The 20731-nt window shown below is 58.4% G+C and carries 19 protein-coding genes; 11 read left to right on the top strand and 8 right to left on the bottom strand.

Going from position 1 to position 20731, the window contains the following annotated elements:
• Positions 1 to 15 precede the first annotated feature (15 nt).
• From BIND_RS06240 to glyA, 4 genes are all read right to left on the bottom strand, one after another.
• Positions 16 to 1656 carry a Na+/H+ antiporter gene (locus tag BIND_RS06240; protein ID WP_012384227.1) on the bottom strand — a complete coding sequence of 547 codons (1641 nt, stop codon included), beginning with the start codon at positions 1654 to 1656 and terminating at the stop codon, positions 16 to 18.
• 52 nt (positions 1657 to 1708) lie between these two features.
• Positions 1709 to 2317, bottom strand: a complete 609-nt coding sequence (locus BIND_RS06235; protein ID WP_012384226.1) for a riboflavin synthase — start codon at positions 2315 to 2317, stop codon at positions 1709 to 1711.
• A 2-nt stretch (positions 2318 to 2319) separates the two neighbouring features.
• Positions 2320 to 3525 carry a bifunctional diaminohydroxyphosphoribosylaminopyrimidine deaminase/5-amino-6-(5-phosphoribosylamino)uracil reductase RibD gene (gene ribD, locus BIND_RS06230; protein ID WP_012384225.1) on the bottom strand — a complete coding sequence of 402 codons (1206 nt, stop codon included), beginning with the start codon at positions 3523 to 3525 and terminating at the stop codon, positions 2320 to 2322.
• A 144-nt stretch (positions 3526 to 3669) separates the two neighbouring features.
• Positions 3670 to 4971, bottom strand: a complete 1302-nt coding sequence (gene glyA / locus BIND_RS06225) for a serine hydroxymethyltransferase (protein ID WP_012384224.1) — start codon at positions 4969 to 4971, stop codon at positions 3670 to 3672.
• 316 nt (positions 4972 to 5287) lie between these two features.
• On the opposite strand from glyA, the gene BIND_RS06220 reads away from it, so the two are divergent.
• Positions 5288 to 6637 carry an LLM class flavin-dependent oxidoreductase gene (locus BIND_RS06220; RefSeq protein WP_012384223.1) on the top strand — a complete coding sequence of 450 codons (1350 nt, stop codon included), beginning with the start codon at positions 5288 to 5290 and terminating at the stop codon, positions 6635 to 6637.
• Positions 6638 to 6758: 121 nt separating this feature from the next.
• A complete protein-coding gene (locus tag BIND_RS06215) occupies positions 6759 to 7082 on the top strand; it encodes a hypothetical protein (protein WP_012384222.1) in 324 nt (107 codons plus the stop codon).
• A 1-nt stretch (position 7083) separates the two neighbouring features.
• Here BIND_RS06215 and BIND_RS06210 read toward each other — a convergent pair whose 3' ends face one another.
• Positions 7084 to 7827 (bottom strand): SDR family NAD(P)-dependent oxidoreductase, encoded by a 744-nt coding sequence (locus BIND_RS06210; RefSeq protein ID WP_244395972.1) that lies wholly within the window; start codon positions 7825 to 7827, stop codon positions 7084 to 7086.
• Positions 7828 to 8098: 271 nt separating this feature from the next.
• Here BIND_RS06210 and BIND_RS06205 point away from each other — a divergent pair, with 271 nt between their 5' ends.
• Complete coding sequence (locus BIND_RS06205) at positions 8099 to 8458, top strand: hypothetical protein (RefSeq protein WP_041777962.1); 360 nt, start codon at positions 8099 to 8101, stop codon at positions 8456 to 8458.
• Between the two features lie 101 nt (positions 8459 to 8559).
• Here the strand turns inward: BIND_RS06205 and BIND_RS06200 are convergent, their stop codons facing one another.
• On the bottom strand, positions 8560 to 9126 hold the full coding sequence (locus tag BIND_RS06200) for an HPF/RaiA family ribosome-associated protein (protein ID WP_012384220.1): 567 nt from the start codon (positions 9124 to 9126) through the stop codon (positions 8560 to 8562).
• A gap of 260 nt (positions 9127 to 9386) precedes the next feature.
• Between BIND_RS06200 and BIND_RS06195 the strand changes: the two genes are divergently transcribed.
• From BIND_RS06195 to BIND_RS06165, 7 genes are all read left to right on the top strand, one after another.
• Positions 9387 to 10418: a cysteine synthase A gene (locus tag BIND_RS06195; protein ID WP_041777961.1), complete on the top strand. Its 1032-nt coding sequence runs from the start codon at positions 9387 to 9389 to the stop codon at positions 10416 to 10418.
• 29 nt (positions 10419 to 10447) lie between these two features.
• Positions 10448 to 11302, top strand: coding sequence for a 3-mercaptopyruvate sulfurtransferase (gene sseA, locus BIND_RS06190; protein WP_012384218.1), 855 nt, complete (start codon positions 10448 to 10450; stop codon positions 11300 to 11302).
• A 452-nt stretch (positions 11303 to 11754) separates the two neighbouring features.
• Entirely contained in the window at positions 11755 to 12147 is a 393-nt protein-coding gene (locus BIND_RS06185; RefSeq protein WP_012384217.1) for a hypothetical protein, read from the top strand.
• 428 nt (positions 12148 to 12575) lie between these two features.
• The gene (locus tag BIND_RS06180) at positions 12576 to 12914 is read left to right on the top strand and encodes a P-II family nitrogen regulator (protein WP_012384216.1); all 339 of its coding nucleotides are present in this window, start codon (positions 12576 to 12578) and stop codon (positions 12912 to 12914) included.
• Positions 12915 to 12971: 57 nt separating this feature from the next.
• Complete coding sequence (gene glnA, locus BIND_RS06175) at positions 12972 to 14381, top strand: type I glutamate--ammonia ligase (protein WP_012384215.1); 1410 nt, start codon at positions 12972 to 12974, stop codon at positions 14379 to 14381.
• 241 nt (positions 14382 to 14622) lie between these two features.
• On the top strand, positions 14623 to 16698 hold the full coding sequence (gene parE, locus BIND_RS06170; protein ID WP_012384214.1) for a DNA topoisomerase IV subunit B: 2076 nt from the start codon (positions 14623 to 14625) through the stop codon (positions 16696 to 16698).
• A gap of 32 nt (positions 16699 to 16730) precedes the next feature.
• Complete coding sequence (locus BIND_RS06165; protein WP_012384213.1) at positions 16731 to 18038, top strand: serine hydrolase domain-containing protein; 1308 nt, start codon at positions 16731 to 16733, stop codon at positions 18036 to 18038.
• 420 nt (positions 18039 to 18458) lie between these two features.
• On the opposite strand, the gene BIND_RS06160 is transcribed toward BIND_RS06165, so the two are convergent.
• Together BIND_RS06160 and BIND_RS06155 are read right to left on the bottom strand one after the other, a co-directional pair.
• Positions 18459 to 19832, bottom strand: a complete 1374-nt coding sequence (locus tag BIND_RS06160) for a PleD family two-component system response regulator (protein ID WP_012384212.1) — start codon at positions 19830 to 19832, stop codon at positions 18459 to 18461.
• Positions 19833 to 19886: 54 nt separating this feature from the next.
• Positions 19887 to 20258 carry a response regulator gene (locus BIND_RS06155; protein ID WP_012384211.1) on the bottom strand — a complete coding sequence of 124 codons (372 nt, stop codon included), beginning with the start codon at positions 20256 to 20258 and terminating at the stop codon, positions 19887 to 19889.
• A gap of 155 nt (positions 20259 to 20413) precedes the next feature.
• On the opposite strand from BIND_RS06155, the gene BIND_RS06150 reads away from it, so the two are divergent.
• A complete protein-coding gene (locus tag BIND_RS06150; protein WP_012384210.1) occupies positions 20414 to 20722 on the top strand; it encodes a DUF3572 domain-containing protein in 309 nt (102 codons plus the stop codon).
• The last annotated feature ends 9 nt before the right edge of the window (positions 20723 to 20731 follow it).

The raw sequence follows: 20731 nt of genomic DNA, 5'->3' as shown, positions 1-20731 counted from the left end.
CCGCAACGAAGCCGGTCATGACGCGCTGAAACGCGTTTCCTGCAAGTCGATTTCCCGCACCAATCTGCGGACGGTTTCATCTGATAGTTTGCGTGCACGCGCGATACGATAGAGCTCGTCTCGCTCAGCCCGCAGGCCCGCGAGGCGGAGCTGGCGTTCGACCTCCTCGGTCTTTTTGACGAGATCGGCTTCCGCACCCTTCTTGGAACGCCCCTCGATACGCTGACGATACAAGGCCATGATGCGGGAGCCCGCGCTCGTATAAAGATCCGCGTCGGTACGGCCCTGGCTCAAATCATGTTGCCCGCGCTCGATCGCCCTGATCGCGGCCTCCGCGGCGGCAATACGGGCGTGATCTTCTTCTTCTCGATGCGACGTTTCGGGCGGCAGTTCCAGCCCCTTGAGCAGTGGCGGCAGACCCACACCCGCCACGATCAGGGAAATGACAATCACGCCGGCGGCCAGGCAGATGGCAAGATCGCGCGCCGGAAAGGGTGACCAGTCCGGCATCGATAACGGCAGGGTCAGAACACCAGCAAGTGTAATCGTCCCGCGTACACCGGCTAACGAGACGCAGGACACCACACGCATGGTTTGGATCTTGACGGGATAACCCTGGCGGGAAGCCCGAAACAAAGTGAAACGCAGGGACAACCAGACCCAGGCGAAACGCAAGACCCCCAAGGCGAGATTGATCGCCAAAATATAGACCAGCAGCCAGATCGGATCGTGATGGCCCGTCTCACGCACGACCCGCGTGGCGCCATTGACGATTTCCGGCAATTGCTCGCCAAGCAAAACGAAAATAATGCCATTGGCGGTAAATTGCACCGTATCCCAAACCGTGCTGCGGCGGACGCGGGTAATGGCGAGAATGTGCCCGGACTGCTCGACATAGCTCATGGTGATGCCGGCGGCGACGGCCGCCAGAATGCCGGAACAATGGAAATGTTCAGCGAGCAGATAGGCGCCAAAGGGGATCAAGAGGCTGATCAGGATTTGTGCCCCGGTATCCTCGCCAACCAGACGCGCTATCCAATATTTCACCTTGGTGACGATCCAGGTCACGCCGACCCCGATCGCGATACCGCCAATCGCCAGCCAGAGAAAAGTGCCAAAAGCCTGGGTCAGCGAGAATTGGCCGGTCAGCGCCGCCGCCACGGCAAAACGCATGCAAACGAGGCCCGAGGCGTCATTGAGCAGGGATTCGCCTTCGAGAATATGCATCATGCGATTGGGGATCGGCACCCTGGAGGCGAGAGCCGAGACGGCAATCGGATCTGTCGGCGAGACGATGGCGGCAAGCGCGAAAGCAACGGCCAGCGGCATGGCCGGGATCATCCAATTGACGAAGAAACCGACAAGGACCACCGTGAAGACGACGAGCCCCAGGGCCAGTTCGAGAATTGTGCCCTTGTCGCGGAACAGGCCTTCCTTGGGAATGCGCCAGCCATCCAGGAACAATAGCGGCGGCAGGAACAGCAAAAAGAAAATTTCTGGATCGAGAGTGACACCAAGGCTGGTCACATCCGTGATCAAAGCGCCAAGCGCGATCTGCACGAGGGGCAGCGGAACTGGAAGGGGTAACAGGCGCGAGAGCGAGCCGCTGACCACAACAGCCACAAGAAAAATCAGGATACTGACAACCGTTTCCACGCGCCGCCTCTCTTCTTATCCCTCCCGCTTTAACGCCATTTTCTTAAAAAATTTACGATGTTTCGGTCAGGCGGGCGGCATAGCGAGCCATGAGATCGACTTCGAGATTGACACGATCTTCCACTTGTTTGCCACCCCAGGTGGTCACGGCCAGCGTATGGGGGATCAACAGCACCGAAAATACATTGCCCTCGACACTATTGACAGTCAGTGACGTGCCATCAAGGCTGACCGAGCCTTTTTCGGCGATGAAACGCGCCAGCGACTCGGGCACGCGGATGGAAAAACGCCGCATCCCGTCGAAATCATCAATGGCCGTGATCTCCGCCACCGCATCCACATGGCCCGTCACAATATGGCCGCCGAGCTCATCGCCGACTTTCAGCGAGCGTTCGAGATTGAGTTTCGTGCCGGGCGTCCAATGTTCGGCCGTCGTGCGCGCCAAGGTTTCCGCGCCGACATCGACTTCGAACCAGATACGGTTGCTGCTCTTTTCCTGATCGAAGGCGACCACCGTCAGGCACGGTCCATTGCAGGCAATCGAAGCGCCGAGCACCACGCTTTCCGCCGGATAGGAGCAGAAAATCCGCAGGCGCCGCAATTGTCCGCGTTCCTCGACCGCGCCAACCTCACCGACATCGCTGATGAGCCCCGTGAACATGATCAATCAATCCTTTCATAGCGGGTGAGGCGGTCCTCTTCGATCATCCGTGTCTCGGCAGGACGATAAAGGGTAAGGTTACCCAGAATGGCGCGCGCCCGGGGAGAAAGGCCCTCCACGCCAGCACCCAGAATCGCCGGCGATTCGAGCAGGATCACCTCATCGGCGGCATGCTGACCAATCAAGGATTCCGCGACACGCGGTCCCCCTTCAGAGAAAATCCGTGTCAGGCCGAGAGAGGCGAGACGCTGCAAGGCAGCGGAAAGATCAAGCGATGGCGTGCTTTGCGCGCTTTCAAGCGTTTCGACCACGACGGAGGCCTCGCGCAGCCGGGCCATGGCCTCGGCGGAGGCATCGTCACGCGTCAGCACAAGGGTTGGATAATCGGCCGCAGTCTGCACGAGATGGGATTGGAGCGGCAGGCGTAAATGGCTGTCGAGCACGATGCGCCGCGGCCTGGCCGCCACTTTACCCATCTCCGCTTTACCCATCTCCTCCTGGCCTGACAGCCGCACCGTCAGCATGGGATCATCGGCTAGCGCCGTGCCGATGCCGATCATGATGGCATCATGCTGGGCACGCATCCGATGGACGTGCTCATTGGCGGCCGCGCCGGTGATTTTGAGCCGGGGTGCCTGCCCTTCTCGTGGCGCCGTGCTGGCCACGAAGCCGTCAGCGGTCATGGCGAGTTTCAAGGTCACCATCGGGCGCTGAGCCTGCACGCGCCGGATATGGCCGAGATTGGCGCGGCGTGCTTCGGCTTCCAGCACGCCATGAGTCACGGCAATGCCGGCTTCCCGCAACATGCGATAGCCCCGCCCCGACACTCGGGGATCTGGATCTTCCAGCGCGCAGACCACGCGGGCGACGCCCGCCGCGATGATCGCCGAGGCACAAGGCGGCGTGACACCAAAATGGCTGCACGGTTCCAAAGTGACATAGAGCGTCGCGCCACGCGCCGCATCCCCTGCCTCGGCCAAAGCCTCGGTCTCGGCATGCGGCCGCCCTCCCGGCTGAGTCCAACCGCGTCCGACGATCTTTCCGTCCTTGACGATGATTGCCCCGACCGAAGGATTGGGCGCTGTACGGCCGAGACCTTGCTGGCTCAACGCCAAGGCCTCGGCCATATAATGCGTATCGGTCTCACTGTCGGGAGAGACGATCGGCTGCATGCCAGAGCCGCGCGAAAGCATGGGCGGGTGAAACATCCTTCCTCTAATACCAAAGGTCGTGAAGAACGACCTTTGGTTCCTTTCTTGAATTTTCGCTTTTTCAAAGCGATGGCGAAAATTCAAGAGTGGTCCAACGGTCATTGATCATGACCGTTGGTATAAGAATAAGCGTTGCTACGCTCAATAGATGGGGAAGCGCTGGGTCAGGGCAATAGCCCGCTCCTTGACACTGGCCTCAACGGCAGCATTGCCTTCCTCGCCATTCTTGGCGAGCCCATCCAGGGTTTCGGCGATGAGATCCGCCACGTCCTGGAATTCCTTGGTGCCGAAACCACGAGAGGTCGCCGCCGGCGAGCCGAGCCTGATCCCTGAGGTCACGAAAGGGCTCGCCGTATCGAAAGGCACGCCGTTTTTGTTGCAGGTGATCGAGGCGCGCCCAAGGGCTGCTTCCGCCGCCTTGCCGGTCAATTGCTTTGGCCGGAGATCGACGAGCATCAAATGATTGTCCGTGCCACCGGACGAAATCGCGAATCCTTTTTCGACCAGCCGCGAGGCGAGCGTGCCCGCATTCACCACCACCTGCTGCGCATACAAACGGAAATCGGGCCGCAGGGCCTCGCCAAAAGCAACCGCCTTGGCGGCGATGACATGCATCAAAGGGCCACCCTGAAGACCGGGGAAAACGGCGGAATTGATCTTCTTCGCAATGTCGGCGTCATTGGTGAGGACAAGGCCACCGCGCGGGCCGCGCAAGGTTTTGTGCGTGGTCGAGGTGACGACATGCGCATGCGGAAAGGGAGAGGGATGCGCGCCACCGGCGACGAGACCGGCGAAATGCGCCATATCGACGAAGAAATAGGCGCCGACCGAATCCGCGATCGCGCGAAAACGGGCGAAATCCCAATGGCGGGGATAGGCAGAGCCGCCGGCGATGATCAGTTTCGGCTTATGTTCCTTGGCGAGAGCCTCGACCGCGTCCATATCGATCAAATGGTCTGACTGACGCACGCCATAGGAGACCGCCTTGAACCATTTACCAGACAAATTAACCGGCGAGCCATGAGTCAAATGGCCTCCGGCCGCGAGATCGAGGCCCATGAAAACGTCGCCCGGCTGCAAAAGGGCGAGAAAGACCGCCTGATTCGCCTGACTGCCGGAATTGGGCTGCACATTGGCGAATTGGCAGTCGAACAATTTGCGGACCCGTTCGATCGCCAGATTTTCGGCAATATCAACGAATTGACAGCCGCCATAATAGCGTTTGCCCGGATAGCCTTCGGCATATTTATTCGTCATGATCGAGCCTTGCGCCTCGAGCACGGCCTTGGAGACGATATTTTCCGACGCGATCAATTCGATTTCATGCCGCTGGCGGCCGAGTTCGAGTTCGATCGCCTTGGCGATTTCAGGATCGGCATCGGCGAGATTCGCGGCGAAAAAGGAATTGGCCGCCGGCTGACCGACTTCGACTTTGGCATTCATGGCGATACTCCCGGTCATCCAAGGTTTGGCGGCGCTATTCATTGCAAAATAGGAAGGACGTCCGAAAATTTCGAGAACGCCGGCACCGGCCAGGGATATGCGGCCTCATTGGACCGTCGCGATGGTTCTCCCTTTAAAACAAAAAAATTCGCAAGGAAATCGCTGCTTTTGCGTCGAATGCTCACCTTCGACCCATTCATGCCGTCCGCTCAAGGGCAGGTTCAGAATTACTCATACACGAGTTATAACATAGATATTATAGACTGATCTTCTCTGGACCGCATAGTTCCACGCTTTTCACGAGAGGAGATCAGGCATGAGCGCGCAACAAGGCCGGCAACTCAAGCTCGGCGCCATTCTCGAAGGGGTCGCGACGGACCATTCCACCTGGCGCGATCCCGCTCTCCCCGGCGACGCCAGCATCGACATCAATTGGTATATTGAAAACGCCCGGCTGGCCGAGGCTTCGAAATTCGATTTCGTCTTCATCGTCGACAGCCCCTTCATCACGCCGGACACGGCACCGCATTTCCTGAATCGGCTGGAACCGCTCACTCTGCTCTCGGCGCTGGCGGTTTCGACGTCGAAAATCGGCCTCGTCGGCACCCTCACCACCTCTTATTGGGAGCCCTATAATGTCGCGCGCCAATTCGGCTCGCTCGATCTCATCAGCCGGGGCCGTGCGGGTTGGAACGTGGTCACGACCGGCCTCGAGGGCGCCGCGCGCAATTACAGCCGCGAGGACCATTTCGAACATTCGCTGCGCTATCGCCGCGCGCGCGAATTCGTCGATGTGGTCCAAGGTCTTTGGGACAGTTATGAGGATGATGCCTTCCCCCGCGACAAGGTGAGCGGCGTTTTCCTCGACAAATCCAAACAGCATGCGCTCAATCATAAGGGCGAGTTTTTCTCGGTCGCCGGCCCGCTGGCCCTCAGCCGCTCGGCTCAGGGACAGCCGGTCCTGTTCCAGGCCGGAGTCAGTGAGGAGGGGCGCAATTTCGGCGCTCACATCGCCGAAGCGACCTTCGCGGGTGCCGAATCTTTCGAGGAATCACGAGAATATTATGCCGATCTGAAAGCGCGGGCGGCAGCGCTCGGGCGCGATCCCGATTTGATCAAGGTCTTGCCGGGCCTTGCGCCGATCATCGCCGATACGGACGAAGAGGCCAAGGCAATCGAGGAGGCCCGTCGGGGCGCCTTCGACCTCGAAAAACTCCTCGTCCAATTGGGCCGGCTCTTCAATTATCATGATTTCCGGCAATATCCCTTGGACGAGCCCTTCCCCGATGTCAGCGGCCTCACGCTCAACAGCTATAAGGGCCATGCCGAACGTGTCATACGCATTGCCCGAGAGGAGAAACTGACCTTGCGCGCGGCGGCCCATCGTTTCGGCTTATGGCGCACGGAATTCGTCGGCTCGCCCAAAACGATCGCCGATTCGATCGAACATTGGTTTACCGGCCACGCCGCCGATGGCTTCATCCTGCGCGTGGCGCGCCCGCAGGATTTCGCCCTGTTCCGCGAAAAAGTCGTGCCGCTCCTGCAGCAACGCGGCCTGTTCCGGAAAGACTACGACCATTCGACCCTGCGCGGCCATCTCGGCCTGCCGGTCCCGGAAAACCGCTGGACGCGCGCGGCAAGACTTAACCTTGCTGCAGCGGAATAATCTTGCAAGAGAGACCGCCGCTTTCCGACTCGGAAACGGCGGTCTTCCGGTTTCGCCCTCGCCAAGGAGCTGAAAGAGGCGTATCGCCAGCGGGACAATCGATCCCGAAGGACCGCCTCCCATGAGCAGCACGGCAGAATCTTTCACCCACCGCGGCCTTGGCCCCATGATCCGCCTGAGCCTCTCGGAAGGCTTGAACTTCGTTTTCACTCCGCGCGAGGCTCTCACTCTGTCGCGCGCTCTCACGGCTGTGAAGGCGGGCACCAGCAAGGTCGATGAAATCTATATGAGCCCCATCGCCAGCGATCAGGATTTCGTTGGCACTGTGACGCCGGACGGTTTGCTGCTGCAGGCACGCCAGCCGCCACTCCCTCTCGATTGGACGGAAGTAGGCGTGATCGCCGAAAGCCTCAAGGAGCTTGCGCCCGAGGATCCCGACGCGTGACTTATTGCACGCGCCGCGTCGCCCGCCGCATGATCGCAAAGAACAGCGGATAAGGCAGCAGGCAGGCGAATTTGAAGCTCCAGGCAAGACGCTTGGGGAAAGTGATTTCGAACCCGCCTCTTTCGAATCCATCGCAGATTCTTCTGGCGGCGCCATCGGCATCCATCAGGAACGGCATCTCGAAGAAATCATTGGGAGCTGTCATCGGCGTTTCGACGAAACCCGGATTGACGACCTGGACATTGATCCCGGCCCGCTCTTCCGTCAGCTTCAAGGTTTCGGCGAGTGAAATCAAAGCCGCCTTGCTCGCGCCATAGGCGAGCGAACCCGGAATGCCGCCATAACCTGCAAGCGAGGCATTCAGAACGATCTGCCCAAAGCGTCTTCGACGCATTTCCGGCAGCAAAGGATCGAGGCAATTCAGGACGCCGCCCGTATTGACCTCGAAAGTCCGCCACGCGATTTCCGCCGCCAGCCCCTTGCGCTCCTGAATGAAATAGACGCCAGCATTGAAAAAGGCGAGCGCGATAGGCCCAAGCTGACGCTCAATGCGTTTGACCATCGCCCGCATGCCAGCGAGATCGGTCACATCGCCCGGAAAGCTGATGATATTCGGCATGGCGGCGGCAAGATCCTCGAGATCACCCTTGCGCCGCGCCGTGGCAGCGACCCTGTAGCCTCGCCGCGCCAGTTCCATGGCCACAGCCCGCCCGATGCCGGAACTGGCCCCCGTGACCCAGGCCACACCATCTCTCGGTCTCGCACGATAGACCGCCATGCTTCCGAAAACCTTCCACCTGCCCCATTGGGGCACAAGTCTAAACCAAATCAACGCTGACGAAAGATGTCTTTCATCAAACTGCGCCCTTGATCCACCGTTCGCGATAGCGGAGGCCGCAGAAGAATTCACGGTTCGGTCATAGCCCGGTTTAAAAATCCTATCACATCGAAGCTCTTTATGAGCGAGCCTGCGACAGATTCACTCATATTTAATCGCGAAAAACGCGGCGGCGAGCATGGCCATAAGCGTATCAGCGATCATCACATCCAGAAATATTTTCGACAGCCTCTGGAGAATGTCATCGCTCCCGATTCAGATGGCTCCCGTCACCGAATCAGCGGGTGCATTTCGCGCGTTCATGAACTTGGGCTTTGCGAAGCGTCATCGCCAAAAGGAGCGCGCTGAATACGCGTTGATAGGCGTTATGATGTCGAACCATGATTTTTTCGACACACACATAAAAGTGCACAAGATCGCTCCAATGGAAGAGTTCTTGCGCGCGCATGGTGGCGGCTGGTCTACGGATTGTATGCTATGCGCAAACACGAAAGCTCGGCTGGCACGGGGCCTTGCCAGCGGTGACGGAACAGCGTGAAAACTTGCCGCCCCCTTGGGCGTGAGGTGGTCACGCTCAAAAATAAAGGTGGGGATGATCATCCCCACCTCGGCTATTCATCCTTTCACGCAAACATCTCATCAGAGACTTTCGACGCGCCGCACGGAACTCGCCTGCGGGCCCATCGGGCCTTCCGTCGTCGCACGCGTAATCACGACCTGATTGCCGACCTCCATGGAATCAAAGTCACCGCGTTGCACGGCGTTGCGGGTGAAATACAGATCGCCGGCTCCCCTGACTTCGATAAACCCGTAATTCTGCTGCGGAAACAGCTTGCTGATCACACCCGTCTCGCCCATGCCCTCATGGTGTTTGACCTGACCGCGCCGAATATCGGCGATAGCGTCGAGCTGGCGATGCACGGCCTCGAAAGCATGTTTCACGAGCGCCATCGGAACGCCTTTCGAATCGTGCCTCGCCTCTTCCGCTTTCCCAATCAACAACGGACGGCCGGGTACTTCCACCTCAATCGTCAAAGCCAAGGCTTTCTTCGCCGTTTCGGACCCTTGCGCGGGACTGACGACGGCGCGCATGCCCATAATATGGCGAAACAGGTGCTCAAGGCGCTGGGCACGTTCTCGAATCAAATGTTCAAGAGAGGCGGAGTGCTCAAGGTCACGGAAAACGATCTGCAAAGGCCTATCCATTCATATGCTCCTTTAGCGATCGGCCGGCCAGCCTCTTCCCGTTTCTCTTCTCGACAAATTCCCCTGAATTTGCCTTAGAGAATTGCCTTGGCAGGCCGGCCGATTTTATCAACCGGCGACGCGCATCTTGGTTCCACCGGCCAGAAAAAATGCGTGGGATTTTGCGAAAGACCCAATCGGAACGGCAGCCTGGGCGTAACGTAACCTCGACAGCGGCCGGAGCGAGGTCTTATATGGACAAAAAGCAAAGGACTGCAGTCATGAGTTCAGCCGCTAATGTGATCGAGGCCATTGGTCATACGCCTCTCATCAAGCTCCGCGCCGCATCCGAGGCGACGGGTTGCACCATTCTCGGCAAGGCCGAATTCATGAATCCCGGCGGTTCCGTCAAGGACCGCGCCGCTCTCTCCATTGTCCAGGATGCAATCGCACGCGGCGCCCTGAAGCCCGGTGGCTTAATTGTCGAGGGTACGGCCGGTAATACGGGTATCGGCCTCGCGCTCGTGGCCAATGCCCTCGGTTTCAAGACCGTCATTGTCATCCCCGAGACGCAGAGTCAGGAGAAGAAGGATCTTCTGCGGCTGCAAGGCGCAGAATTGATCGAGGTCCCGGCTGTCGGCTATGCCGATCCGAACAATTATGTGAAATTGTCTGGCCGCCTCGCCGAAAGGCTCGCCAAGGAGCATCCCGCCGGCGCGATCTGGGCCAATCAATTCGACAATGTGGCCAATCGCCAGGGCCATTTCGAAACCACCGGGCCGGAAATCTGGGACCAGACGGAAGGCAAAATCGATGGATTCATCTGCGCCGTCGGCACGGGTGGGACGCTCGCCGGCATCGCCTTGGCGCTGAAGGCGAAAAAGCCGGAGGTCAAGATCGGCCTGGCCGATCCGCTCGGCGCCGCCCTCTATGAATATTACGCCCATGGTGTCCTGAAATCCTCGGGCTCCTCGATCACCGAAGGCATCGGCCAGGGCCGCATCACAGCCAATCTCGAAAATGTGCCGGTCGATATTCCTTTCCAGATTCCGGACGAGGAAGCTTTGCCGATCCTGTTCGATCTCGCCGAAAATGAAGGCCTTTTGCTTGGAGGCTCTTCGGCGATTAATGTCGCCGGCGCGATCCGGCTCGCGAAGGAACTTGGTCCCGGCCACACGATCGTGACGATCCTCGCCGATTCCGGCGCCCGCTATCAGTCGAAGCTTTTTAATCCGGCCTTCCTGCGCGGCAAGAACCTGCCAGTGCCCTCCTGGCTCGAACGCCAGCCGACAATCAAACCGGATTTTGTTTAGGATCAAAGTAAAGTCGAGGAGACAGACGCATGGGTGATCCGGCTTTCTTCGTTTCGACCGAATGGCTCGCCGCCGAACTCGGCAAATCGAACTCCTTGCAGGATCTCGCGATCATCGACGCGACATTCTTCATGCCCGACGAGAAACGCGACGCGAAAGCGGAATATATCGCGCGGCATATTCCCGGTGCCGTCTATTTCGACATAGACGCCATCGCCGATCATACGACCGATCTGCCGCATATGCTCCCCTCGCCGGAGCAATTCGCTGAAGCGGCCGGCAAGCTTGGCCTTGCCGAAAATATCCGGCTCGTCGTCTATGATGCATCGGGGCTGCTGGGCGCGCCGCGCGTCTGGTGGACCTTGCGTCTTTTTGGCGCCCGCGACGTGAAAATCCTCGAAGGTGGCCTGCCGCAATGGATCGCTGAGGGACGGCCGGTGGAAAGCGGGGAAGTCCAGCCAAAGCCCCGCACCTTCACCCCCACATTCGACAGTGCTGGGGTCGTCAATGCGGCCACGGTCAATGCAGCCTCCGCCGGCAAGACGAGCCAGATCATCGACGCCCGCGCCGCGCCGCGTTTCCGGGGTGAAGTGCCAGAGCCCCGGGCGGGCCTGCGCTCCGGTCACATTCCCAACAGTCTCAATCTCCCCTGGCGTGAAGTCGTCGCCGAAGGCCGGCTGAAATCACCGCAGGACATTGAAAAAGCGTTCAGCGCGATCGGCTTCGACCCGCAACAGCCCGTCATTACCACCTGCGGCTCGGGCGTCACCGCGGCGATCCTGTTGCTGGCGCTCGAAAACATCGGCCAGCGCGGCATCAGACTTTATGATGGCTCCTGGACCGAATGGGGCGGACGCAACGACCTGCCGATCGCGACCGGCTGAACTCGTAGCCACTCTGGCGCGGCTGAATGCAAAGGCCATGTATGCGCTCAGCTTATGCGGTTTCGCGACGTTCATCGCCACACCGCATGCGCAAAAGTTAATCTTTTTCCCGATGATTTTGGCTTGACGGCCAAGGTCAGAGGGATAGCATAGACTTTAAGACAGAACGGCATGAACTCCTCTGCAACCATTTGTGGGCTCATGCGTTGCTGATCTGATGTGGAACATTCGGCGTCCGTCGAATGTGGTCTGTGTCCCTGATGCGGCGGCTCATGCCCGCATCGTTCTAGCGGCAAGACCGGCTGGCCCTGAGAGGCTTCCACACAACCCCCTCCCGCTCAGGGGGGCCACCCTTAATCCGGCTCCATTATACCATCTCACTCGCTCGTCAGCATGACGATTGGCGTGTGTGGAAGGGGGAAGTTTGTCTCGAGACATCAGGAGTGACCGTAATGTGTGATTATTCGCTTGAAATGTATGCCTCCCGGCCTGCGCGAGAGTCCGAAAAATACGTTACGACCCGCTTCCCCTCGGGCAGCATCGGCCTGGCCGTGGCCGGCGACTGCACGACAGCGGTCTGCGTCCAGTACGATACGCGATTAAGCCTTGAAGGGCTCACCGGCGATCTGCAAAGTCGCCTTGGCGTTGGCGCGCGGGAAGATGTCATCTTCGCACGCCTCGAACACGGTGCTTATCGCGATGGTGTCAAATTCGGCAACGGCAAGGAGATTTCCCTGCAATTGCTCGGCACCGGCGTCACCGTCTCGTTGATCCCGGCCGAACAGCCCGCGATCGTCGAGGAAGAGAAAAAGGTCGGGACACCAGTCCTGGCGGAGGTCGATTGAGGCCATAAAACCCACCTCCGAACCCGAGGAGGCCGGGGCCTATAATCGCCCCGGTTTTTGAGAGTCGAGGCTTGAAATCGAGGTAGGACAGAGGGAAGCCTACCCGATGGTTATTTTGCTCCCTAGGAACTCGTGATCAGGATCTTCGGGCCGGAGGGTCATCGGCCTGCTTCTGATCCCATCCCAGGAAGTCCGGCGTCCCACCGCCGGACTTTTTTATTGTGGCCTGCTGTCCGCTGCCTCGGATCGCCCGAACGCGGGACGCGTCATAAACCGCCAAGAACGATCATGAGAATCTTTATCCAATTTTTTTCATTTCAGCCGGATTTTTTCGACTTTTGCATGGTGGTTTCGGGATTGAAGTGCTAGGAAGCAAAGAAAATTGCCACTTCGAGAGCTTTGACGCTCCCGCCGCCAATCCAGGGCTGATGAAGAAAATCGAGGCCGTGATCAAGCCGTTCAAGCTCGATGAAGTTAAAGATGCGCTCCATGCGGCCGGTGTTTCCGGCCTCACCGTAACCGAAGCCAAGGGCTTTGGACGGCAGAAGGGCCATACCGAGCTTTATCGCGGCGCGGAATATATCGTCGATTTCTTGCCGAAAGTGAAAGTCGAGGTCATTGTGCCCGATTCCTTTGTCGAAGGTGTCGTGGACGCCATCCGCAAGGCAGCGCGCACTGGCCGCATCGGCGACGGCAAGATTTTCATTTCCTCCATCGAAGACGTGGTGCGGATCCGAACAGGTGAAACTGGCCTGGACGCCATCTGACCCATTGTGCTTCCAACTTCCCGCAACCTTCACTCATTCATTTCACGAGAGGCAAGCATGAAGACCGCCAAGGATGTGCTCAAGGCGATCAAGGAAGACGATATCAAGTATGTTGATTTTCGTTTTACCGATCCGCGCGGCAAGTGGCAGCATGTCACCTTCGACGTCAGCATGATCGATGAAGAGATCTTCACCGAAGGGACGATGTTCGACGGATCCTCGATCGCCGGCTGGAAGGCGATCAATGAATCCGACATGACTCTTCTGCCCGATCCCACAACGGCGACGATCGACCCGTTCTTCGCGGCGCCGACCATGGTCATCGTCTGCGACATTCTCGAGCCCTCGACCGGCGAGCCCTACGGCCGTGACCCGCGCGGCATCGCCAAGAAGGCGGAAGCTTATGCCGCTTCTTCCGGCATCGGTGATGTCGCCTATTTCGGCCCCGAGGCCGAATTCTTCGTCTTCGACGACGTGCGCTTCAAGGCCGACCCTTACAATACGGGTTTCGTTCTCGATTGCTCGGAACTGCCCTCCAACACCGATACGCCCTATGAAGGCGGCAACCTCGGCCACCGCATCCGCACCAAGGGCGGCTATTTCCCGGTGCCGCCGCAGGATTCGGCGCAGGACATGCGCGGTGAAATGCTCGCCGCCATGGCGGCCATGGGCGCCAAGGTTGAAAAACACCATCACGAAGTCGCGTCGGCCCAGCACGAACTTGGTCTGAAATTCGGCCCGCTCACCACCATGGCGGACCATATGCAGATCTATAAATACTGCATCCATCAGGTGGCGCAGAGCTACGGCAAGACCGCGACCTTCATGCCGAAGCCGGTCTTCGGCGATAATGGCTCCGGCATGCATGTGCACCAGTCGATCTGGAAAGACGGCAAGCCTGTTTTCGCCGGCAACAAATATGCCGACCTCTCGCAGGAATGCCTCTATTATATCGGCGGCATCATCCGTCATGCCCGCGCGCTGAACGCCTTCACCAATCCGTCCACCAATTCCTACAAGCGTCTGGTGCCCGGTTATGAAGCCCCGGTCCTGCTCGCCTATTCGGCGCGTAACCGCTCGGCCTCCTGCCGTATTCCTTATACCGCCAATCCCAAGGCCAAGCGCGTCGAAGTGCGCTTCCCCGATCCGATGGCCAATCCCTATCTCGCCTTCTCGGCCATGCTGATGGCGGGCCTCGACGGTATCGTGAACAAGATCGATCCCGGCCAGGCGATGGATAAGGACCTCTATGATCTGCCGCCGAAGGAATTGAAGAAGATTCCGACGGTCTGCGGCTCGCTGCGCGAGGCCCTTGCCAATCTCGACAAGGACCGCGCCTTCCTCAAGGCCGGCGGCGTCTTCCACGATGATTTCATCGACAGCTATATCGAGCTTAAAATGGCCGATGTGATGCGTTTCGAAATGACCCCGCATCCGGTCGAATTCGACATGTATTATTCCTATTGATTTTCGATAGGACCTGATGAACTCAATGAGCACGGTCCCTCGGGACCGTGCTTTTTTATTGGATGCTCTATCCTTTTTGAAAATGCATCAAATGGGTCCCAAAAGTGGGAGCCAGTTTTGGGTCTGATGCTCCAGCCTCCATCCGAGAAGATGGGGATATTCTGTTTTTGTTTTGTTCCCTTCCTTGCGTTGCCATGCGATAAAGCACGACAAGGATTGATCTGCTTTAGGATAGGACTTGATGGCAAAAACCGGCGATCTCTTCGGCACCTCGGCTCGCAAAGCCGCCCCACGTGGCGCGGACAAGGGAGCCGATAAGAGCGCGGATAAGGGAACGCCCAAAACTCCACGCGCGCTGCCTTCCGGCACGCCGGGCGAAGCCGGCTATACCGCCGCCTCGATCGAAGTGCTCGAGGGTCTGGAGCCTGTCCGCCGCCGTCCCGGCATGTATATCGGTGGCACGGACGAGACCGCCCTGCACCATCTTTTCGCCGAAGTGCTCGACAACGCGATGGACGAGGCGGTCGCCGGCCATGCGACCTTCATTGATGTCACATGCGAGACCGGCGGCTTCGTGACCGTCATCGACAATGGGCGCGGCATCCCGGTCGATCCGCATCCGAAATTTCCGAAAAAATCCGCGCTCGAAGTCATTATGACGACGCTGCACGCTGGCGGTAAATTCGATTCTGGCGCTTATCAGACCTCAGGCGGTTTGCACGGCGTCGGCGTTTCGGTCGTCAATGCCTTGGCCGAGGTGCTCGAGGTCGAAGTGGCACGCGGCCAGATTCTCTATCGCCAGACCTTTGCGCGCGGCCTTCCGACGAGCAAATTGCAGGAAGTCGGCAAGGTGCAGAACCGGCGCGGCAGCAAGGTGCGCTTCAAGCCGGACCCGCAGATTTTCGGTGAACAGGCGCATCTGAAACCCGCGCGTCTGTTTAAAATGTCGCGCGCCAAGGCCTTTCTCTTCAAGGGCGTCGAGATCCGCTGGCATTGCGCTCCCAGCCTCCTCCCGCATGACGGTTCGGTGCCGCAAGAGGCCGTTCTGCATTTTCCGGGCGGCCTCAAGGATTATCTGACCCAGGATATCGAGGGCAAAAGCCTCGTCACCGAACAGATCTTTGCCGGCCGCATCGAGAAAGAGGGCGGGCATGGTTCTCTCGAATGGGCCATCGCCTGGCTCGCGGACGATGATGGCTTCGTCCATTCCTTCTGTAACACGATTCCGACGCCGGACGGCGGCACGCATGAGGCGGGTCTGCGCGGGGCCTTGCTGCGCGGGCTGAAGGATCATGCCGAGCGGATCGGCCAGACCAAACGCGCCTCGATCCTCACCAATGAAGATGTCATGGTCTCGACCGCGGCGCTTCTCTCTGTCTTCATCCGCGAGCCGGAATTTCAGGGCCAGAACAAGAGCCGGCTCATGACCACCGAAGCTTCGCGCCTTGTCGAGGGTCCCCTGCGGGACGCCTTCGATCATTGGCTCGCGGCCTCGCCCTCACATGCAGCGAAACTGCTCGATTGGAGCGTCGAACGCGCCGAGGAACGGCTGCGCCGGCGCGCCGAAAAGGATGTGGCGCGCAAGACCGCGACGCGCAAGCTGCGGCTGCCCGGCAAGCTCGCCGATTGCACCAATACAGCCTCGCAGGGCTCCGAGATCTTCATCGTCGAGGGCGATTCCGCCGGCGGTTCCGCCAAACAGGCACGCGATCGGGCCAATCAGGCCGTTCTGCCCCTACGCGGAAAAATCCTCAATGTCGCCAGCGCCACCCGCGACAAGCTCACGGCCAATCAACAATTGGCCGATCTCATCCAGGCGCTCGGCTGCGGAACGGGATCCCATTACCGGCATGATGATCTGCGCTATGAGAAGATCATCATCATGACCGATGCCGATGTCGACGGCGCCCATATTGCCTCGCTGCTCATTACCTTCTTCTATCGCCAGATGCCGAAACTGGTGGAAGGCGGCCATCTCTATCTGGCAGTGCCTCCCCTCTACCGGTTGACCCAGGGCAGCAAGCAGGTCTATGCGCGCAATGAAGCGCATCGCGACGCTATCATCAAAAAGGAGCTGACGGGCAAGGGGAAGATCGAAATCAGCCGTTTCAAGGGCCTCGGCGAAATGATGGCGTCGCAGCTCAAGGAAACGACGATGGACCCGGCCAAGCGCAATCTCTTGCGCGTCGTCGTGCTGGCCGAGGACCGCGAGGAAACCTCCGATTCGGTCGAGCGGCTGATGGGCAATCGCCCGGAAGCACGTTTTGCCTTCATCCAGGAACATGCGGCCTTCGCGGGTGATCTCGTCGTCGTGTGATCAGCAGAAGACCGATCATGGGAAGGAAAGACATGGCTTTGCAACGATGCCTCGCCGCATTCATCAGCCTTGTCTTTCTCATCCTTCCTCTTCAAGCGGCCGATACGATTGTTCCCGCACGGGCTCCAGATCTGCCCCTGCCCCGTGCCAAACCGGAAGATGTGGGTTTTTCCTCCGAACGGCTCGCACGCATCGGCGCAATTCTTCTGCAAGACATCGAGCATGGGCAAATCCCCGGCGCCGTGCTCGCCATTGCGCGACATGGCAAGCTCGTTTTCCTCCATGCCTATGGCTGGCGCGATAAAGCCACCCATAGTCCGATGACGACGGATACGCTCTTCAACATCGCCTCGATGACAAAGCCCATGACAACGGTCGGCGCTTTGATGTTGTATGAGCGTGGCCTTTTGCTGATGAATGATCCGCTGACGAAATATTTCCCGCAATTTTCTGATCAGCGTGTCGCCGCACGCGATGACAAGGATAACATCACGACGAATAGTGTTCCCGTGACGAACAAGATCGTCATTCAAGACCTTTTGCGTCATACATCGGGAATCGTTTACGGCAATCGGGGCACGAGCCCGGTTCATAAAATGTATCCGGAAAGCAGCGTCACCGCCGCGTCAGAGATGACCGGCAAGGCTTTTCTCGACAAGCTTGCCGCGCTGCCGCTCCTCCATCAACCGGGAGCAGTGTGGGATTATGGGTTTGGCCTTGATATTGTCGGGCTCTTGATCGAATCCGTGAGCCAGCAATCCCTCGGGTCCTATCTTGAAGCCAATCTCTTTGCCCCATTGGGGATGCACGACACCGGCTTTTTCATAAAGCCGGAAAAGGCCAATCGTTACGCGAAACCCTTGCCGATCGATCCAGTCAGCCGCCAAAAACAGACTCTCTTGCCGAATCTGACGGAAAAACTCCTTTTCGATTGTGGCGGGGACTGTGCCTATTCGACCGCGACCGATTATTTGCGTTTCGCCCTCATGCTCCTGAAGGGCGGAGATAGCGGCAAGGCCCATATTCTCGGCCGCAAGACAGCGGACTATATGCTCGCGAATCAGCTTGGCCCGCAGGTGGTCAATCTGATTGGCCAGGCCGATCCGACACGCGCCAATTATGGCTTCGGGCTTGGTCTTGCCGTGCGCACGACACCGGGGATTGCCCCCATGCTGGGCTCGATCGGCTCTTTCGGCTGGCCAGGATCGAGCGGAACGGATTGGTGGGTCGATCCGAAAGAAGACCTCGTCGTGGTCTATCTCTCGGCTGCGCCGGGCGCGATTCGCTGGCATTATCGGCAGAAAATCAACGCCCTCGTCTATCAGGCGCTGGACCAATAGGATTGGCCCGGCCAGACGATTGCATGACACGAGACGATTTCCTCACGAAGGTGGCCGGCGGCAGATGGCCGTTTCGAGGAGGCCACTCCTAAGCCATTTGCGCGCCGGCCAACCCTACGGACCCAGGAGATGCGGCGGACCTGGCACTCCGCAGGGCAGTCATGTCGGACGAGCATCGATATGCGCGTGGGCGCAACCCTGGCCTTCTTGTTGGAGCCGGATCACGCCGCCGATGCCAATTCATCCAACTGTCCTACGTTAGCTCTCTCCTTTTCGAAAAGGCAATCACCTGGAGACGAATCCCACATTCATTTTTTATTAATGCCGGCAATTTTTGTGAAGAAAAGCCAGCTTACGCCTGAATTCCATGCGCAATTCCTCTGGGGCCCTAATCCCCCAGGCCATTATCTGGTGCTCAGCTCAAGCTGCATCGGCGGAGACCCTGTTGCGGCCATTCTTCTTGGCGCGGTAGAGCGCCCGGTCGGCGCGTCGAAACAACGCCTCGAAAGGTTCCGCACCGCTTCCTTGCTGCACGGCTTCAGCCAATCCGATCGATACAGTAACGGGAATCCTTTCTCTGGTTCCCGAAAGAACAAAACCGTCTTTTTCGATGGCATAGCGGACCCGTTCGGCAATCTGCTTGGCGAAATCCAGCCCTGCTCCTGGCATAAGGACAACAAATTCCTCGCCACCGATCCGGCAAGGCCAATCGCCGGCCCGCACGACCTGCTTCACCCGTGCCGCGAAATATTTCAAAATCTGGTCGCCGGCATCATGCCCATGGCGGTCATTGATCGCCTTGAAATGATCGATATCGAGAACCATCAGAGAAAAGACCGTGCTGGCGGTGCCGTGTTCCTGTTGCAGCCGATGGAGCTGGGCTTCCAGAAAGCGGCGATTGTGCAGGCCGGTCAAAGGATCGATCAAAGCCATGTCCATCGAAACCTGAACCGTATTGCGTAACCGATCCACATAGCGCTTGCGCAGCATTTGTGTGCGGGTTCGCGCAATCAACTCATGATTGTCGAAGGGACGAATGAGATAATCGTTCACACCAAGATCGAGTGCCGTCAGGAGACGCTGACGGTCTTCTCGCTCAACCAAGGCCAGGAGCATGCTATTGCGTGTCCGCTCGCCAGTCCGTAATTGACTGCACAACCGCAAACCGTCGTAATCGGCAAGGCCTAGGCTGATGATGCAGAGATCAGGAGGATTATTCTCTCCGCGCGAGAGAACGAGACCAGGGTCACTTACAATTTCGAGAGGATAAAGATCCTCAAGCGCTGCCTGCACACGTTCGATGGTCGAGACACGATCCTCGACGAGAAGCACGTGGCCTTTTGACATTCTTGAAAGCCCGTCAAGGTCAGCAAGGCCAATCGCCGCGAGATTTTGTGTGCGCCGACGCAATTCATCGAGTACCAGATGCAGCCGCGCGAGGGATCGCACCCGGGCAATCAAGGCGATTTCGTCAATCGGCTTATTCAAAAAGTCATCGGCGCCAGCCTCAAGTCCCGCAAGCCGATCGGCTGTCTGATCGAGCGACGTGACGATCACGACAGAAATATGCATCGTGTTCGGCGATTGCTTGATATGACGGCAGACATTGAAACCATCCAGGCCCGGCATCATGACATCGAGCAGCACGATGTCACAGCCACCAGCCTCGCAGATGGCCAGGGCGTCGAAGCCATTGGTGGCGGTGGTCACCGTGAAATATTCAGCAGTCAGCCGAGCCTCGAGCAATTTGAGGTTCAACGGGTTATCATCGACGACGAGAATGCGCGCGCTCATGTTTTTTCCTTTGTGACCAGGGGGCGGCGCCTATCGATCGTTAGCGGGTGGTCCTTAGGGCTCGGCGAGATAATTGCGCACTGTTTCCAGAAATTTGACGACCGAGATTGGCTTCGACAGATAGGCTTCACAGCCACCCTGGCGAATTTTTTCCTCGTCACCCTTCATCGCGAAAGCGGTAATGGCGATCACCGGAATGTGACGCAGGTCGTCATCCTCCTTGAGCCATTGTGTGACCTGCAAGCCGGAGACCTCGGGCAATTGAATATCCATGAGAATGAGATCGGGCTTATGATCGCGCGCGAGTTGCACCGCCTCGACACCGTTTCTGGTTTGCACCGTCTTGTAGCCATGTGCTTCCAGCAAATCGTTGAAGAGTTTCATATTGAGTTCATTGTCTTCCACAATGAGAATCTTTTTCTGCATCGATCCGTCCCGTCCCTCTCCAAGGCCGTGAATGCTTCTAGCCATGCTCATGTGGACATGTTCATGTCCCTTTTGGCCATGATCCGGCTTGGGAAAGAACCGATCATAGAGGCAAATGTTAAGAGATAGAAATTGACGAAAGGAAAATTCAAACCATGCAAAATCGATCTATTCCGCGTTTCAAGCAGCGCCTTTCCTCTCAGGATGCTGAAATTCTGGCCATAGCGGCGCTGACTTTCCTCGCCGCGGAGCCTGAACGGCTCGAACGGTTCGTCGCGCTCAGCGGCCTCACACCTGAAAATCTGCGCGCGGCAGCCGCCACGCCCGGTTTTCTCGCGGCCGTCCTCGATCATCTTTGCAGCGATGAATTGTTGCTTCTCGCCTTTGCCGCAAATGGCGAGCATGACCCCGCCATGATCGAAGAAGCCCGGACGATTCTTTCACCACCTCCAACCGAGGCGTGAGAATGCGCG

It is taken from the genome of Beijerinckia indica subsp. indica ATCC 9039 (assembly GCF_000019845.1).
GTDB classification, from domain to species: domain Bacteria; phylum Pseudomonadota; class Alphaproteobacteria; order Rhizobiales; family Beijerinckiaceae; genus Beijerinckia; species Beijerinckia indica.
The sequence above is the reverse complement of the archived record's forward strand: the minus strand, read 5'-3'. Positions and strand labels throughout refer to the sequence as shown.

Bases quoted from the DNA above. Each gene is read 5' to 3' on its own strand.
- parE (WP_012384214.1), top strand. From the start codon at position 14,623: ATGGCAAAAACCGGCGATCTCTTCGGCACCTCGGCTCGCAAAGCCGCC.
- glnA (WP_012384215.1), top strand. From the start codon at position 12,972: ATGAAGACCGCCAAGGATGTGCTCAAGGCGATCAAGGAAGACGATATC.
- BIND_RS06160 (WP_012384212.1), bottom strand. From the start codon at position 19,832: ATGAGCGCGCGCATTCTCGTCGTCGATGATAACCCGTTGAACCTCAAA.
- BIND_RS06185 (WP_012384217.1), top strand. From the start codon at position 11,755: ATGTGTGATTATTCGCTTGAAATGTATGCCTCCCGGCCTGCGCGAGAG.
- ribD (WP_012384225.1), bottom strand. From the start codon at position 3,525: ATGTTTCACCCGCCCATGCTTTCGCGCGGCTCTGGCATGCAGCCGATC.
- BIND_RS06155 (WP_012384211.1), bottom strand. From the start codon at position 20,258: ATGCAGAAAAAGATTCTCATTGTGGAAGACAATGAACTCAATATGAAA.
- BIND_RS06150 (WP_012384210.1), top strand. From the start codon at position 20,414: ATGCAAAATCGATCTATTCCGCGTTTCAAGCAGCGCCTTTCCTCTCAG.
- BIND_RS06235 (WP_012384226.1), bottom strand. From the start codon at position 2,317: ATGTTCACGGGGCTCATCAGCGATGTCGGTGAGGTTGGCGCGGTCGAG.
- BIND_RS06205 (WP_041777962.1), top strand. From the start codon at position 8,099: ATGGCCATAAGCGTATCAGCGATCATCACATCCAGAAATATTTTCGAC.
- sseA (WP_012384218.1), top strand. From the start codon at position 10,448: ATGGGTGATCCGGCTTTCTTCGTTTCGACCGAATGGCTCGCCGCCGAA.
- BIND_RS06200 (WP_012384220.1), bottom strand. From the start codon at position 9,126: ATGGATAGGCCTTTGCAGATCGTTTTCCGTGACCTTGAGCACTCCGCC.
- BIND_RS06165 (WP_012384213.1), top strand. From the start codon at position 16,731: ATGGCTTTGCAACGATGCCTCGCCGCATTCATCAGCCTTGTCTTTCTC.
- BIND_RS06215 (WP_012384222.1), top strand. From the start codon at position 6,759: ATGAGCAGCACGGCAGAATCTTTCACCCACCGCGGCCTTGGCCCCATG.
- BIND_RS06195 (WP_041777961.1), top strand. From the start codon at position 9,387: ATGAGTTCAGCCGCTAATGTGATCGAGGCCATTGGTCATACGCCTCTC.
- glyA (WP_012384224.1), bottom strand. From the start codon at position 4,971: ATGAATGCCAAAGTCGAAGTCGGTCAGCCGGCGGCCAATTCCTTTTTC.
- BIND_RS06180 (WP_012384216.1), top strand. From the start codon at position 12,576: ATGAAGAAAATCGAGGCCGTGATCAAGCCGTTCAAGCTCGATGAAGTT.
- BIND_RS06220 (WP_012384223.1), top strand. From the start codon at position 5,288: ATGAGCGCGCAACAAGGCCGGCAACTCAAGCTCGGCGCCATTCTCGAA.